This window comes from Anaeromyxobacter sp. Red801, assembly GCF_049201065.2.
Taxonomy (GTDB): Bacteria; Myxococcota; Myxococcia; order Myxococcales; family Anaeromyxobacteraceae; genus Anaeromyxobacter.
The window spans coordinates 3,984,550-3,998,385 of record NZ_CM181236.1 but is presented as its reverse complement, the minus strand read 5'-3'; the positions used below and the strand labels follow the sequence as shown (position 1 = coordinate 3,998,385).

18 protein-coding genes and 1 pseudogene are annotated in these 13,836 nt (G+C 74.7%); 11 read left to right on the top strand and 8 right to left on the bottom strand.

Translation table 11 applies throughout. From position 1 onward, the window contains the following. Positions 1 to 5: 5 nt before the first annotated feature. Positions 6 to 1,121 (top strand): lactonase family protein, encoded by a 1,116-nt coding sequence (locus ACOQFB_RS18400; protein WP_421609040.1) that lies wholly within the window; start codon positions 6 to 8, stop codon positions 1,119 to 1,121. Positions 1,122 to 1,218: 97 nt separating this feature from the next. Here the strand turns inward: ACOQFB_RS18400 and ACOQFB_RS18395 are convergent, their stop codons facing one another. Further along, the gene (locus ACOQFB_RS18395; protein ID WP_421609039.1) at positions 1,219 to 2,133 is read right to left on the bottom strand and encodes a LysR substrate-binding domain-containing protein; all 915 of its coding nucleotides are present in this window, start codon (positions 2,131 to 2,133) and stop codon (positions 1,219 to 1,221) included. Between the two features lie 119 nt (positions 2,134 to 2,252). Between ACOQFB_RS18395 and ACOQFB_RS18390 the strand changes: the two genes are divergently transcribed. The 5 genes from ACOQFB_RS18390 (at position 2,253) to ACOQFB_RS18370 (ending at position 4,956) form a co-directional block, all read left to right on the top strand. Continuing rightward, positions 2,253 to 2,804, top strand: a complete 552-nt coding sequence (locus ACOQFB_RS18390) for a carboxymuconolactone decarboxylase family protein (RefSeq protein WP_059436167.1) — start codon at positions 2,253 to 2,255, stop codon at positions 2,802 to 2,804. 155 nt (positions 2,805 to 2,959) lie between these two features. Next, the gene (locus ACOQFB_RS18385; protein ID WP_059436166.1) at positions 2,960 to 3,289 is read left to right on the top strand and encodes a hypothetical protein; all 330 of its coding nucleotides are present in this window, start codon (positions 2,960 to 2,962) and stop codon (positions 3,287 to 3,289) included. Positions 3,290 to 3,449: 160 nt separating this feature from the next. Next, the gene (locus ACOQFB_RS18380) at positions 3,450 to 4,118 is read left to right on the top strand and encodes an RNA polymerase sigma factor (RefSeq protein ID WP_421609038.1); all 669 of its coding nucleotides are present in this window, start codon (positions 3,450 to 3,452) and stop codon (positions 4,116 to 4,118) included. An 8-nt stretch (positions 4,119 to 4,126) separates the two neighbouring features. After that, a complete protein-coding gene (locus ACOQFB_RS18375) occupies positions 4,127 to 4,375 on the top strand; it encodes an anti-sigma factor family protein (protein ID WP_059436165.1) in 249 nt (82 codons plus the stop codon). Next, positions 4,372 to 4,956 carry a hypothetical protein gene (locus ACOQFB_RS18370; RefSeq protein WP_152643286.1) on the top strand — a complete coding sequence of 195 codons (585 nt, stop codon included), beginning with the start codon at positions 4,372 to 4,374 and terminating at the stop codon, positions 4,954 to 4,956. The genes ACOQFB_RS18375 and ACOQFB_RS18370 overlap by 4 nt, the downstream gene beginning before the upstream one ends. 13 nt (positions 4,957 to 4,969) lie before the next feature. Here the strand turns inward: ACOQFB_RS18370 and ACOQFB_RS18365 are convergent, their stop codons facing one another. The 3 genes from ACOQFB_RS18365 to ACOQFB_RS18355 all read right to left on the bottom strand — a co-directional run bounded on the left by ACOQFB_RS18365 (position 4,970) and on the right by ACOQFB_RS18355 (position 7,290). Further along, the gene (locus tag ACOQFB_RS18365; RefSeq protein WP_421609037.1) at positions 4,970 to 5,914 is read right to left on the bottom strand and encodes an EamA family transporter; all 945 of its coding nucleotides are present in this window, start codon (positions 5,912 to 5,914) and stop codon (positions 4,970 to 4,972) included. A 4-nt stretch (positions 5,915 to 5,918) separates the two neighbouring features. Further along, a complete protein-coding gene (locus tag ACOQFB_RS18360) occupies positions 5,919 to 6,425 on the bottom strand; it encodes a redoxin domain-containing protein (RefSeq protein ID WP_421609036.1) in 507 nt (168 codons plus the stop codon). 94 nt (positions 6,426 to 6,519) lie between these two features. Next, positions 6,520 to 7,290, bottom strand: coding sequence for an SDR family NAD(P)-dependent oxidoreductase (locus ACOQFB_RS18355; RefSeq protein ID WP_059436161.1), 771 nt, complete (start codon positions 7,288 to 7,290; stop codon positions 6,520 to 6,522). A 118-nt stretch (positions 7,291 to 7,408) separates the two neighbouring features. Here ACOQFB_RS18355 and ACOQFB_RS18350 point away from each other — a divergent pair, with 118 nt between their 5' ends. After that, positions 7,409 to 8,302: a LysR family transcriptional regulator gene (locus ACOQFB_RS18350; protein ID WP_421609035.1), complete on the top strand. Its 894-nt coding sequence runs from the start codon at positions 7,409 to 7,411 to the stop codon at positions 8,300 to 8,302. A 45-nt stretch (positions 8,303 to 8,347) separates the two neighbouring features. On the opposite strand, the gene ACOQFB_RS18345 is transcribed toward ACOQFB_RS18350, so the two are convergent. The 3 genes from ACOQFB_RS18345 to ACOQFB_RS18335 are packed head-to-tail and all read right to left on the bottom strand — an operon-like array spanning position 8,348 to position 9,547. Further along, on the bottom strand, positions 8,348 to 8,773 hold the full coding sequence (locus ACOQFB_RS18345) for a hypothetical protein (protein ID WP_421609034.1): 426 nt from the start codon (positions 8,771 to 8,773) through the stop codon (positions 8,348 to 8,350). Next, positions 8,770 to 9,048 (bottom strand): hypothetical protein, encoded by a 279-nt coding sequence (locus tag ACOQFB_RS18340; RefSeq protein ID WP_421609033.1) that lies wholly within the window; start codon positions 9,046 to 9,048, stop codon positions 8,770 to 8,772. Before ACOQFB_RS18340 ends, ACOQFB_RS18345 begins: the two co-directional genes overlap by 4 nt. Beyond that, on the bottom strand, positions 9,041 to 9,547 hold the full coding sequence (locus tag ACOQFB_RS18335; RefSeq protein ID WP_059436157.1) for an RNA polymerase sigma factor: 507 nt from the start codon (positions 9,545 to 9,547) through the stop codon (positions 9,041 to 9,043). Before ACOQFB_RS18335 ends, ACOQFB_RS18340 begins: the two co-directional genes overlap by 8 nt. 129 nt (positions 9,548 to 9,676) lie before the next feature. Between ACOQFB_RS18335 and ACOQFB_RS18330 the strand changes: the two genes are divergently transcribed. From ACOQFB_RS18330 to ACOQFB_RS18320, 3 genes are all read left to right on the top strand, one after another. After that, complete coding sequence (locus ACOQFB_RS18330) at positions 9,677 to 10,330, top strand: hypothetical protein (protein WP_421609032.1); 654 nt, start codon at positions 9,677 to 9,679, stop codon at positions 10,328 to 10,330. Positions 10,331 to 10,356: 26 nt separating this feature from the next. Further along, positions 10,357 to 10,737, top strand: coding sequence for a hypothetical protein (locus ACOQFB_RS18325; RefSeq protein WP_421609031.1), 381 nt, complete (start codon positions 10,357 to 10,359; stop codon positions 10,735 to 10,737). 138 nt (positions 10,738 to 10,875) lie between these two features. Beyond that, on the top strand, positions 10,876 to 11,793 hold the full coding sequence (locus ACOQFB_RS18320; protein WP_421609030.1) for a hypothetical protein: 918 nt from the start codon (positions 10,876 to 10,878) through the stop codon (positions 11,791 to 11,793). Here ACOQFB_RS18320 and ACOQFB_RS18315 read toward each other — a convergent pair. Then, complete coding sequence (locus ACOQFB_RS18315; protein ID WP_494492307.1) at positions 11,790 to 13,118, bottom strand: DUF2314 domain-containing protein; 1,329 nt, start codon at positions 13,116 to 13,118, stop codon at positions 11,790 to 11,792. The two genes, ACOQFB_RS18320 and ACOQFB_RS18315, sit on opposite strands and share 4 nt — an antisense overlap. Positions 13,119 to 13,655: 537 nt before the next feature. Between ACOQFB_RS18315 and ACOQFB_RS18310 the strand changes: the two are divergent. Continuing rightward, a pseudogene (locus tag ACOQFB_RS18310) lies at positions 13,656 to 13,763 on the top strand (DUF4236 domain-containing protein); the annotation flags it as partial. Positions 13,764 to 13,836 lie beyond the last annotated feature (73 nt).

The window sequence follows — 13,836 nt, the reverse complement described above, 5'->3', positions numbered from 1 at the left end:
AACGCATGCACTCGAAGATCACACATGCAGCTGCGCTGGCCCTGTTCCTCGCCACCTCGCCTGCGCGGGCGGACGCCCCGCGCGCGGACGGCGGCGCCCTCTTCACGATGACCGACGATGCCGCGGGCAACGCGGTGCTGGCGTTCGCCCGCGGGCAGGACGGCACGCTGACCGCCACCGGCGTGTATCCCACCGACGGCGCCGGCTCGGGAGGCGGCGAGCCGGTCCTCGGCTCGCAGGGCGCCGTCACCCTCAGCTCGGATGGCCGGTTCCTCCTCGTCGTCAACGCCGGCTCGGACGACATCTCGTCGTTCCGGATCGACGGGGCCCGGCTGACGCTCGTCGGGCGGGCGCCGTCGGGGGGCACGTTCCCCGTGAGCGTGGCCGAGCACGGAGGGCTCGTCTACGCGCTGAACGCCGGCGGTGACGGCGACATCTCCGGGCTCCTGCTGGACGAGCACGGCGCCCTCACCCCGCTGGCCGACTCGACGCGACCCCTCGGCAGCACGGCGGCCGGCGCCGCCCAGGTCGCCTTCGACCGCTCGGGAAAGGTCCTGGCGGTCACGGAGAAGGCGGCGCAGGAGATCGTGCTGTACGCCGTCGACCGGCAGGGCCGCGCCTCCGCGCCGACCCCGGCGCCTTCGTCCGGCGCCGTGCCGTTCGGGTTCGCGTTCACGATCGGCGACGTCCTGGTGGTGAGCGAGGCAGGCGGCGGGGTCTCCGGGACGAGCGCGGTGTCGTCGTACGCGGTGGATGGGGTCTCGGCGGAGGTGGTGAGCTCCTCCGTGCCCAACTTCCAGCGCGCGGCCTGCTGGCTGGTGATCACGAGGAACGGGCGGCACGCGTACGTGGCCAACGCCGGGAGCGGCGACATCTCCGCGTACCGGATCGATCGGCAGGGCGAGCTCACGCTTCCGCCGGGGGCGGAGATCGCGGCCACGCTGCCGGGCGGAAAGCCGCTCGACCTCGCCCTCGCCGGCGGCGACGCCTTCCTGTACGCGGTCGACGCCAGCGGCCACTCGATCGCGGGCTTCTCCGTGGGCGACGACGGCGCGCTGACGCCGTTCGCGTCGGGCGTCAGCGGCCTGCCTGCCTCGGCCGTCGGCCTCGCGGCGAAGTGAGCGAGCACGCCGGTCGCGGGCACCTCCCGGCTCGCCGGGGCGGTGCCCGCGACCTCGGCGGGAACCGGAGCGGCGCGAACCCGACCCTCCGAGCGCCTCACTCCGAGGGCGCCCCGAGGGCCCTGCGGAGCGTCTCGACGCTGGCGTCCACGAAGGCGCGCACGATCGGCGTCACGAAGCGGCCGGCCGGCGTGACCACCTGGACCGGGATGGGCGGGGGCTCGAACGCCGCCAGGATCCGGACGAGCGTCCCCGCGCGAACGTGCGCGTCCACCTGATACGAGAGCAGGCAGGTCGGGCCCAGGCCGGCGAGGGCGGCGTCCACGGCGGCCTCGGCCGTGTTCACCACCAGGCGCGTCGAGACCGGCGCGACGAGGCTCCGGCCATCCCGCGAGAACGTCCAGTGATCCGGCACCGGGGTCACCGGGAGGCAGGCGACGCAGGTGTGCCGCTCCAGCGCCCGAGGAGTCCGCGGCGCACCGTGGGCCCGGAGGTAGGCAGGGCTGACGTAGACCCCCCGCCGCACCTCGCCGGCGCGGGTGGCCCGCAAGGACGAGTCGGGGAGCCGGCCGAGGCGGACCGCGACGTCGAGCCCCTCGTCGACGAGCGAGACCACGCGATCGAGCAGGACGAGCTGGACCGTCGTCGCCGGGTGGGCGCGCAGGAACGCCTCGACGATGGGGAGGACGTGGAGGCGGCCGAACACGACCGGCGCGGTCACGCGCAGGCGCCCGCCGAGCTCGTGCGGCTCGGCCGCGCCGCCGCCGGCCCCTTCGAGCTCCTCGAACGCGACGAGCGCGCGGCGTGCCCGTTCGAGCGCCTGCGCTCCGAAGTCCGTGAGCGCGACCGAGCGCGTGGTCCGGTCGAGCAGCCGCGCCCGGAGGCGCTCCTCGAGGGCAGCCACCGCCCGCGTGACCGCGGCCGGTGAGCGGCCCAGCCGCCGCGCCGCTGCGGCGAAGCTCCGGGCCTCCGCGACGGCAGCGAACGTCGTCCACGCGTCGATGCGATCCAAGGTCGTTCCTCCGCATGCAATGGAGAACTGTCGCGCACTCCATTGTTGCGCGTGCCTCCGGTCGCAACACTTTGCACCCAACCCGCCGCCTCACGGCGGCACCACCGGAAGGAGCCGTCATGTCCCGCATTCCCCCCGTCGACCCCACCACCGCCGAGGGCAAGCCCCGCGAGCTGTTCGCGGGGATCCAGAAGGCCCTGGGCACCGTCCCGAACCTCTACCGCGTGATCGGGAGGTCGCCCGTCGCGCTCGAGGGGGCGCTCGCCCTCGCCGGCGCGCTCGCGCGGGGGCGGCTCCGCCCGCGCCTGCGCGAGCAGATCGCGCTGGCCGTCGCGCAGCAGAACGGCTGCGACTACTGCCTCTCCGCTCACACCGCGCTGGGCAAGGGCCTCCAGGTGTCGGACGCCGACCTGGCCCTGGCGCGCGAGGGGAGGGCCACCGATCCGCAGGACGACGCCGCGCTGCGCTTCGTCGTTCGCGTCGTCGAGCGGCGCGGGCGCGTCGACGACGAGGATCTCGAGGCGGTCCGGCGCGCCGGGTTCGACGACGGGCAGGTCGTCGAGCTCGTCGCCAACACCGTGCTGAACGTCTTCACGAACTACCTGAACCAGGTCGCCGACACGGAGATCGACTTCCCCGTCGTCCGCGCGGCCCCGGCGAAGGCGGCCTAGCCACACGGGGGCGCGGGTCCGGCGCGGTCGAGCGTGCCGGGCCCGTGCTCCCCGGGTCATGGGATGGCGCGCGTAACGATCTCACCCCGGCCACGCACTCGACCACGGCCGGCGAACGGCCGGTGACGACCTAACCCATTGAAGAGGGATTCCCGATGAAGAAGCTCCTGCTGGTCGCGCTCTGCAGCACGTCGCTCCTGTCCCTCGCTCGCGCGGAGGGCAGCGGCGGGATGGAAGGCGGCGCCGCGATGAAGACCGAGGGCGCCATGAAGCCGGGCGGGGCGCAGGCGCCCCGCGCCGGGAGGAAGGAGACGAAGAAGCAGGCGGTGGATCCGAAGGCGAAGCACGGCGGCATGGACCACGCGAAGCGCGACGGCATGGACCACGCGAAGCGCGACGGCATGGACAGCGCGAAGCACGGCGCGATGGAGCACGGCGCCGGCATGGGCCACGCCGACGGTCAGATGGGCGACGGGGCGAAGTGACCCGGGGAGGACGAGGTGCGCCAAGGGCACGAATGGTTCGGCGGCGTGTGACCCTCGAGGCCGAGAGCCTCCCGATGGGGCCCGCGCGTAACGGCGCCGTCGGCCGCGGACACTCCCGCGCGCGGCGCGGCCGTGGCGCCGCGAGTCGCGGGAGGTCCCGTTGAACGGCGCAGCGACGAGGGCGATCGGCTCCCCGACCCCGGGGCTCCACGACGAGTGGGGGCTGGTCGCCGCGCTGCGACTCGGCGACGAGGCTGCCTTCCTGGCCCTCGTGAAGCGCTACCACGGCGCCATGGTCCGGATCGCGCGCATGTACCTGCGCTCCGACGCGACCGCCGAGGACGCGGTCCAGGAGGCGTGGCTCGGCGTCCTGAAGGGGATCGACGACTTCGAGGGCCGCGCCTCGGTGAAGAGCTGGATCTTCCGCATCACCGCGTACTGCGCGAAGGGCAGGAGCGTGCGCGAGGGTCGGTTCGTGCCGCTGTCGTCGCTCGAGGAGGACGGCGACGACGGACCGCCGGTGGCGCCGGAGCGCTTCCAGCCGGAGGGTGCGCGCTACGCGAACAACTGGTCCCAGCCTCCCCAGCCGTGGGCGGACGAGCGGCTCGCGGCCGTCGAGACGGCCGCGCTCGCGAGGGCGGAGATCGAGCGGCTCCCGGTCCGGCAGCGGACGGTGATGACGCTCCGCGACGTGGAGGGGCTCGACTCCGACGAGGTCTGCGCGATCCTCGGCATCTCCGAGGGCAACCAGCGCGTGCTCCTGCACCGCGCGCGCTCGAAGGTCAGGGCCGCGCTCGAGCAGCACCTCGAGAAGGGGGGGCGCCCGTGAGGACTCCCGTGTCCGCGACCGAGCTGTCCTGCCGCGAGCTCGTGGAGCTGGCCTCCGACTACGTCGAGCGTCGGCTGCCGCTCGCCGAGCGCACGCGCTTCGAGATGCACCTCTGCTACTGCGCGCCGTGCAGGGTCTACCTGGACCAGATCCGCGCGACCATCGCGACCGCCGGCCGCCTGACCGAGGACGACCTGCCGGCAGGCTCGCGCGAGACGCTGCTCGCGGCGTTCCGCGAGTGGAAGAAGACGCCGTGAGCGTCACGGAGCCGGGAGAGGAGGGGAGGGGCGTGATCGCGTACAAGTTCCTGTCCCGCGGCGCCGTCGGCCCGTTCAGCGGGTTCCGGTGGCCGACCCCCGACGGCGGCGCGGCCGGCCCCTGGGTCGAGGCGCGGCCGGAGGACGGGATCCACGCCTGCCGGCCCGTGGACCTGCCCTACTGGATCGACGAGGAGCTCTGGGACGCGGAGCTCTCGGACGACGCGCGGGAGACGTCGCACCAGCTCGTGGCGTCGCGGGGCCGGCTGGTGAGGCGCGTCGAGGCGTGGCCCGAGATCGCGCGCGCGTTCGCCGCGCACTGCTCCGAGACCGTCCGCGCGCGGGTCGAGGCCGCGCTCGCCGCCGGCGGGGTCACGGCGGAGCGCGCGGCGTTGCTCCGCGGGTACTCCGGCGACGCGGAGGCGTTCGCGCGGGCAGGGAACGTCGCCGCGGCGGCCTTCGCTGCTGCGCGGGCGGCCGCGGTGCTGGCCGGCGACCCGGAGGGCTTCGCCGCCGAACGGAGCCGCCAGGCCGCCTGGCTCGAGCGCGCGCTCGCGTCCGCGCGCCTGCCCCGGGCCTGAGCGCCGGGGCCCGTCAGGCCTCGGCGCGTGCCCGGCCGCCGCTCGACGGGCGCGCGGCCGCGACCATGCCGACGGTGACCACCGCGACGCCGGCCAGCGCGGCGCCGCTCGGGTGCTCGGAGAGCAGCGGGATCGCGGCGAGCGTGGTGATGCAGGGGACGGCCGGGGCGAAGAGCGCCGTCGTGGCGGGCCCCAGCGCCGCGACCGCGCGCGTGTAGACGAAGATGGACGCCGCCCCGACCAGCGCGCCCTGCACGACCGCCTGCAGCAGGAGCTCCCGCGGGCCCACGACGAGGAGCGCCTTCCCGGGCCACGCCGCATAGGGCGGGAGGAAGGCGACCGACGAGAGCACCGCGACCGTCGCGGCCGCGGTCGCCGGAGGCAGGTCGACGCGACGGGCCATCACGCCGTAGGCGGACCAGGAGAGGGACGCGAGCAGGAGCAGGCCGTCTCCCGCGAGCTGGCCTGCGCTGGCGACCGCCAGGCTGTCGTACGCCATGAGCGCGATGCCAAGCCCGATGAGGACGAGCCCGGCCGCGCGCGGCCCGGCCCGCCGACGCTCCGCCGTGGCGCGCACGAGCGCGGAGGTGAACAGCGGCAGCGTGCCGTGCAGGAGCACCGCGCCATGCGCGGCGGGGGCCAGGGAGAAGCCGGCGTACGCGAGGAGCGCGAAGCCCAGCCCGCCGAGGAACGCCAGCGCTCCCGCGTCGCGCCAGGTCGCGCGGCGGCCGCCGCGGAGGAGCAACGGCAGGAGCAGGGTGCCGCCGATGCCGAACCGGAGGGCGGCGAGGTCCGGCAGCCGCAGGCTGGACGAGAGGCCCAGGCGCGAGGCGAGCGTGAAGCTCGAGAAGAGCAGGACCGAGAGCACGGCGCAGGCGACGCCGACGGCGCGGTCCCTCGCCGTGGCCTCCCGGGGCCGCGCGCCCCGCGGCGCCTCCATCGCGGACGGGTCGCGCATCGCGTCAGGCGTGCGACTTCAGGTACTTCACCAGGCCGAGCACGTCCTGCCACACGAGCCGCCCGATGGCGCCCGAGCTGTACACGGCGAGCAACACCGTGCCTCCGGGGCCGAGCACGAACCCGGCGGACTGCAGGTGCGGCGGCGCGTGGGTCGGGTGCGGATCGTAGTAGACGCCCAACCTCCCCGCGATCGCGTCGAGGGAGGCCCCGAAGGCGACCGGAAACTCGAGCCGGTGCTCCTCCACCATGGCCGAGGCCTGGTCACGTGCGTCGGCCGAGAGGCTGACCACGCCGATGCCCTCCTCGGCGAGCCTCGCCAGGCCGGACTGGAAGGCCCTGAGCTGGGCCACGCAGAACGGACACCACGCGCCCCGGTTGACGAGCACCACGCCGTATGGGTGCCGGAGGTCGGCCGGCAGCGTGAGCGACGCTCCGTCGGTCAGCGTGAGCTCGAGCGCCGGGAAACGATCGCCTGCGTCGAGGAGGGATGCGTTCGGCTTTCGTGCCACGGCGGTCTCCCGGGTGTCGTTCGTCTCCGGAGACAGTGGCCGCCATCCGGCGCGGCGTTACGTGGGGACCTGTGCGGGTGGAGCGGCCCGCGGGTCACAGGCCCTGGCCGCCCGAGGCCTCGATCCGCTGACCGTTGATCCACGCGCCCTCGGGCGAGAGCAGGAGCGCGACCGCGCCGCCGATGTCGTCCGGCAGGCCCACCCGACCCAGCGCGGTCATGGAGGCGACCATCCGGTTCACCTCGGGATCGTCGCGGACCCTTCCGCCGCTGAAGTCGGTCGCGATCGCGCCGGGGGCGATCACGTTGGCGGTGATCCGCCGCGGGCCCAGCTCCTTCGCCAGGTACCGGGTGAAGACCTCCACCGCGGCCTTCATCGCGCCGTACGCCGCCGAGCCGGGGAAGGTCATGCGCGTCAGCCCGCTCGACACGTTGAGGATGCGCCCGCCGTCCGCGATGAGCGGCAGGAGCCGCTGCGAGAGCAGGAACGGCGCCTTGAGGTGGACGGCGTAGATCTCGTCGAGCTGCGCCTCGGTGGTCTCCGCGATGCTGGCGTGGAGTGCGATCCCGGCGTTGTTGACGAGGTAGTCGAGCTGCCGGGTCCCCCAGGTCCGCTCCAGCTCCGCCGCCACGCGCCCCGCGAAGGCGGCGAACGACCCGCTGTCGGCGACGTCGAGCGGGAGGGCGACCGCCGTTCGCCCGAGGGCGCGGATGCGCTCGCGGACCTCGCTCGCCTCGGTGGCCGCGGAGCGGTAGGTGAAGAGGACGTCGACCCCTCGCTCCGCGAGGTGCAACGCCATGCTCCGCCCGAGGCCGCGGCTGCCGCCGGTGATGAGCGCGATCGGGGTCTTCGAGGTTCCTGCCATGGTCCTTCCTCCTGCACCGGGGTGGTCGTTCGGTGTGGGGGAACAGTAGCGGCGGGCTGGGAGCGCGAGAAGCCAATCGGGACGTGACACACTGTCTCGTAAAGCCGAATATTGGCCCATGAACCTCGAAGCGCTGCGGATGTTCGTGAAGGTGGCCGAGCTGGCGAGCTTCACGCGGGCGGCCGAGCACCTCGGCCTCTCGAAGGCGCGGGTGTCCGGCGGGGTGCGCGACCTGGAGGCCCTGCTCGGCACGCGGCTCCTGCAGCGGTCCACGCGCGCCGTGCGCCTCACCCCGAGCGGCGAGGAACTGCTCGGCCGCGCGCGGCAGCTCGTCGCCGAGGCGGACGAGCTGGCCGCGATGTTCCAGGCGCCGAGCATGCTCCGGGGGCGCGTGCGCGTGGACATGCCCCAGAGCCTCGCGCGCTCGCTGTTCATCCCGAGGCTCCCCGAGCTGCTCGCCGCGCACCCGAACCTCGAGGTGCAGCTCAGCACGACCGACCGCCGCGTGGACGTCGTCCGCGAGGGCTTCGACTGCGTGCTGCGCGTCGGAAAGCTCGACGCCTCCGGGCTGCTCGCGCGCCGGCTCGGCGAGATGCCCATGATGAACTGCGCCAGCCCCGGATACCTGAGGCGGTACGGCACCCCGCGGTCGCTCGAGGACCTCGACGGCCACCTGCTCGTGCACTACGCCTCGCGGTTCGGGGACGGCGCGCCGGGGTTCGAGTACCGGGACGGCGACGCCTATCGCGAGCGTCCGATGCGCGCCGTCGTGACGGTCAACAGCAGCGACTCGTTCCACGCCGCGTGCCTCGCCGGCCTGGGCATCATCCAGGCGCCGCGGGCAGGCCTGCTCCCGTCCGTCACCGCCGGCGACCTCGTCGAGATCCTGCCGCAGCACACGTGCGAGCCGCTCCCGGTGTCGCTCGTCCACCCGCACGGGCGCAACGCGCCGCGTCCGGTGCGGCTGGTGATGGGCTGGATCACCGAGCTCATCAAGGCGCAGCTGGGGTGACCGGGCGGTGGCGCTGCGCGACGAGGACGCGGCGGTATGGCGAGATCACTCGACCGGCGCCGCCGGCGCGGCGGGGGTCGGCGCGATGGACCGGGCCAGCCGCCGCTCGAGCTCCTCCACCGTGCGGTCGAACGCGGGGCGCTGCCGCTCGTCGAGCACCCCCCGCATCTCGGCCCACTGCCTCCGGCGCGCGGCCTCGAGCTGCGGGTACACGGTGCGCCGGATCGCGGCGAGCTCGCCCTGGTGGCGCTCGAGCACCGCGCGGAGCGCGTCGCGCTGCTCGCGGGAGAGGTCCAGCTCCCGGCTCAGGCGGAACAGGATCGCGCGGGTGCGGACCTGCTCCGGCGGGCCCTCGAGCAGCCGGGCCACGGCGCGCTGGACCACGGCGCGCGAGAGCACCGCGCCGGTCACGCCGCCCGCGACGAACACGAGCGCCAGCACGAGCACCACCTGCCAGCGGGCGCGGGTCACGGCATCGCCTCCAGCACGTAGGCGGAGCGCGAGACCTGGTCCTCGAAGGTCCGCTCGGCGCGCCAGCCCAGAAACAGCATCGCCGCGGTGAGCGCCGCCGCGCCGAGCGCGAGCGGCCGGGCCCGGCCGGCGATGAGCAGCCAGGCGGGCGGCTCGCGCAGCCGGGCCGCGACGGCGGCCTCCAGCCGCGCCACCAGCGCCGCGGGCGGCGCGAGCGCTTCGGTGGCGGCCCGCAGCCGGGCGAGGCGCGCGTCGTCGGTCTCGTGGTCAGCCATGCTTCCTCCTCTCGCGCAGGAACGCCCGCGCGCGCACCAGCCGCTGCTCCACCGCGCCCTCCGAGCACCCGAGGAGGCTCGCGATCTCCGCGGCGCTGCGGCCCTCGAGCTCCTTCAGCACGAGCGCGACGCGCTGCTCGGGAGGGAGGTCCTCCAGCCACCCGGACAGCTCGCGCAGCGCGGCGCGCGCCTCGAGCGAGCTGCTCGGGTCCAGCACCTCGTCCACCGGCGCGCCCCGGGACTCCCGGGCGCTGCGCCGCCGGCGCGACCGCAGGACGTCCAGCGCCGCGTTCACCACGATGCGGTGGAGCCAGGTCTCGGTGGACGACCGTCCCTCGAACCCGCGTCCCGCGAGCTGGGTGCAGGCCCGCACGTAGCTCTCCTGCAAGACGTCCTCCGCCTCGGACGGATCGCCGGTGAGGCGCGCGGCGAGCCGGTAGAGCCGCGGCGCGGTCTCCCGGATGATCCGCTCGATGTCGGCCTCTCGATGGTCCGGCACGCCGCCCCGCTCGCTCCGATCTCGTCGCGCTCTTCCCTTCGACGCCGCCGCCGGCCCGCACCCTACGGCGCCGCGAATCATGGTGGGACGCCGCGTAGGGCGCCACGGCGCGGCGGCGTCCGAAGGGGCATGACCCACACCGAACCGCTGTCCCTGCTCGCCCTCGCCGTCCTCGCGCTCTCCTCCCCCGCGCCGGCCGCCGCCTCCGACGCGGACCTCGTCGCCCGCGCTCGCGCCAGGGAGGCCGCCCAGCTCGCGGAGCTGGCGCGTTCGCCGGTGCAGGTCCAGGCCGAGGGGCGCGCCTCGGGCGGCCGGCGCTCCCGCGAGATCGCCTGGACCCGCGAGATCACCTACGCGCCCGACGGGACCGTGCAGGTTCGCCAGCTCTCCGGCTCGGGCGGCGGCGCGCGCGGCGGTCGCGGCGGCGGCGTCCAGCTCCTCGGGCCGCTCACGCTCGCGCCGTTCTCCTTGCCCGGCGCGCAGGTCGCGGTGCGCCCGTCGCCGGGGCCGGGCGGCAGCGCCCTCGTCGAGGTGAGGTCGCCCGCCGGCGGCGCCATCTCGGCCGTCGTGGTCGAGGTGGATCCGGCGACCGGCGCGAAGCGCGCGCTCGAGGTGGTGCCGGGTGGCGGGGAGGGCGGACGGGTGTCGGAGGCCCGGGCCCGGATCACCTTCGACGCCGACGGCGCGATCGCGCGGCTCGAGTCGCACGCCGAGATCCAGGGCCGCCGCGGCTCGGGGACCGTCGAGGTGCACGGCCACCGCGTCGCCGCCCCGCAGCGCTGAGCCGCCCGCGTTCCCGAGGAGGAGCCATGATCGCCCCGCTCACCGCCGTCTCGTCCCTCGTCGCCGCCGCGACCGTGGTGGTCACCCACCCGCGCACGATCGTCGTGAGGCCTGCACCCCCGCCGCCGCGCGCCGTGGTCGTGGTGCCCGCGCGCCCCCCGCCGCCCCCGCCGCCGCCGCCCCCCATGTCGAGGCGCGAGGCCGTCGAGCGCGGCTACGGCTGGTGCGGCCGGAGCGGCTACGCGTGCGTCCTCGTGGAGGTGCATCCCCGCGCCACCGTGTGGGACGTCCACTTCCGGGCCAGCCGACCCGGCGTCACCGGACCACTCCGCGTCACGTTCGACCGGCAGACGCGTGCGCTCGTCGAGGCGGTCGAGCCCGGGCCGAGGGCGCCGCCGGGGCGCTGACGATCCCCGCCCGGCACGGACCGCGCCGCTGTCTTCGCGCGGAGTGCGATGCTACGCTGGCACGGCAGCGACCCGTCAGAGGTCGCTTCACGCGAGACCCCCCTCCCCGCCGCGGTCGGCGTTGCGTCCGTTCTCCCCATGACCACACCGAAGCTCCCGCTCGCCACACTCGCCGCGATGGCCCTCGTCGGCTGCGCGACGAATGCCTCTTCACGCTCCGCCCATCCGTCACCTCCCGACGACCCGGCGACCGCGAGCTTCGAGGCGGTGGTCGTGGGGACGATCCACCGGTCGCACCTCACCGAGTCCGCCTATCCGCTCTCGCATCTGGCCGGGCTCATCGAGACCTATCGCCCCGACCTCATCCTCGTCGAGATCCGCCCCGAGCCCTTCGCGCGCGGACACCTCGAGGACGGGCCGTTCGAGATGGGCTACGTGACCTGGCTCGGCCAGAGCAAGGGGATCGCGGTCAGCCCCATCGACTGGTTCCGGGACGAGGACGTCGGCGTGGACGCCGATCCCGAGCCCGAACCTGCCGACCGGCGCGCGTACGAGGAGGAGACGGCCGAGCTCGACGCCCGCATGGACCACCCGCTCACCTTCGCCGAGGTCCACTCGCCTCGCCAGGATGCGGCGGTCCTGTCCATGCTGAACGTCCGCGCGCGCTACCTCGCAGGCAATCCCGGCTGGAACCGGCGCCAGGCGTGGCTCCACCAGCAGGCGCTGGAGGCCATCCGCCGGCGCGGCGCGCACAGGGTGCTCGCGTTCGTCGGGGCGTTCCACCGACCGGAGCTCGAGGCCTTCCTCGCAGCCGAGGGCGGGTCCGTCCGCAGCCCGCGCTCCATCCCGTTCGGCGCGACCGCGCGCACGCCCGCGCCGCCGCAGGTCGTCCAGCTCTGGCGCGAGGGCGCCGCGCGGCTGAGGGCGCAGGCGGCCAAGGCCCCGGCGAAGCGCGCCGAGGCGCTCACGAGCAAGGCGAGGTACTTCGAGGTCGCGGCGGACCGGGCAGGGCAGTGCTGCGTCGAGCCGGCGGCGTTCGACGCGCCATCGTCCTAGTCGCTCGCGCTCGCGCTCATCGCCTCGCGGAGCTCCGGCAGGTTGGCGCGGATGAAGCGCAGCGTGCGCGTCTGGCGCGGGTCGATGCGGCCGCCCGGCGTGAAGATCACCCAGTCGCTGAGCAGCTCCAGCGGGTGGACGGCGCGGTCGCCCTCCTTCAGCCCCGCGATGTGGAACGGCGCGTTGACGAGGGTGGCGTCCACGGCGCCCGCCTGGAAGCCGTGCACCTGGAACCACAGGTGCTCGCGACCGTCCTCCCCGCCGTCCACGCGCAGCCCGAGCTTCACCAGCGCCGGGAAGCCGAACTCGGCGAGCTCCTCGACGGCGCCGCGGAGGACGTCGAGCGTCTCCCGGGCGCGCCGCGCCATCAGCTCGGTGGCGGAGATCGAGTAGTGGATGAGGACCTCCTCCGGCACCGGGGCCTGGAGGAAGCGCGACGGGCGCGGCGCACCGCGGCCGACGAGGCGCGCGAGCCAGCCGCCGCTGGTCGCATCGCAGACGACCACGTGGCCGTCGAGGTGCTCGTCGTCCACGCTGGCGCGGTAGTCGGCGTGGTCGCGGCCCGCGCCCGCGACGAACGTGCGCGCCGGCACCGCCAGGACCTGCTCCCGATCCACGAGCGGCATCGGCTCCCCGCCGGGCGCGAGCCGCCCCTCGACCACGCCGAAGGCGAGCGCGCGGAGCAGGTCGTGCGCGTGGCCGTGCACCGCGGGATCCGGAGCGAGCACGTCGAAGTCCCGGAAGCCGATCTCCTTCAGGCCGTGGCTGTGGAGCCAGAACACCGGCCGGTCGCCGTCGCCGGAGGCCGGCGCGTCCGGGTCGTACAGGAGGTGCAGCGTGTGGATCGCGTCGATGTCGAGGTCCGCGTCGTGCGCGAGCTCGTCGTCGAGGGCGTCCCGGGACCAGAACGCCTGGGCCTGGTGGTCCACCGCGGCCACCCCCTCACGCCCCATCACCGCCCGCAGGAAGCGCAGCAGGTCCTTCCGGTCCGCGAGGACGTTCCCCGAGCGCGAGCCGGTGCTGACCCCCACGGCGTACCGACAGGACTTCACCGCCTCCTTTTCCGCGCCCGTCAGCCGCCCGTCCATGTCGGCGAGGCTGTCCGGAGGGAGCGGCGGGTCCGGCATCACCACCAGCGTCGCCGTTCCCCAGCCGTCGTGCTCGAGCGCCGCGGTCCAGCCGCCGTCGGCACCGCGCGTCACCGCTCCGAGCCGCACGCCGCGCTCGCCGACCGAGGCGAAGTCCTCGGGCCGCGCCGCCCACTTCCCGCGGAACAGCACCGAACCGGCCTGGGCGACGGCGGGCTTCCGATTCCACCAGCTCATGCGACCACCTCCCCGGCGGAGGATACACGGAGGGCGAAACCGGCGGGCGGAGGCGTCGAGGTGGAGACGTGTCCGAGGTCGGCCAGAGGAGGACAGCCGACCACACCATCGTCGAGACCTGCGCTCAACGTCCGGCCAGCCTCGAAGCCGCGGCAGCCGCAAGGACACCACGAAGATCACGATCCGCGCCCAGCGCTTCCACTCCGGGACCTGCTCGAACGCATGCCGAACGGACGCAGTCTGCGGAACGACCCCGGGCAGATTCGGGCCGATCCAGTAACGTGAGCTGTCGCCGAAGGGCTCCTCGATCTCGAAGCGGACGCCGTCGATCTCCGCCTCGCCATCTCTAAGTCGGAAGAGGATCATCGGACGGCACGGGCGCCGCGTCGGAGCGTTGACCATGGGTGGGGTGCGGCGGTTAGACTTCGGCGATCGCTCCGAAGCGGATGCGATTATCAGGGCGCATTGCGTTTTTGGCCGCGGCGTCTGCCCTGATCCAGTTCTGCGAGTGCGGCGCCGCGATCCTGGGGGACCGACATGGGTCTTCGCTTCTCTCGACGCGTGACGCTATTCCCGGGCGTTCGGCTGAACTTCTCAGCGCGCGGCATCTCGGCGACCGTTGGGCCGCGCGGTGCTAGCGTGAACATCGGTCCGCGCGGCACAGCCCTGAATCTCGGGATTCCCGGGACGGGCCTGTCCTTCCGACACCAGTTTTCTC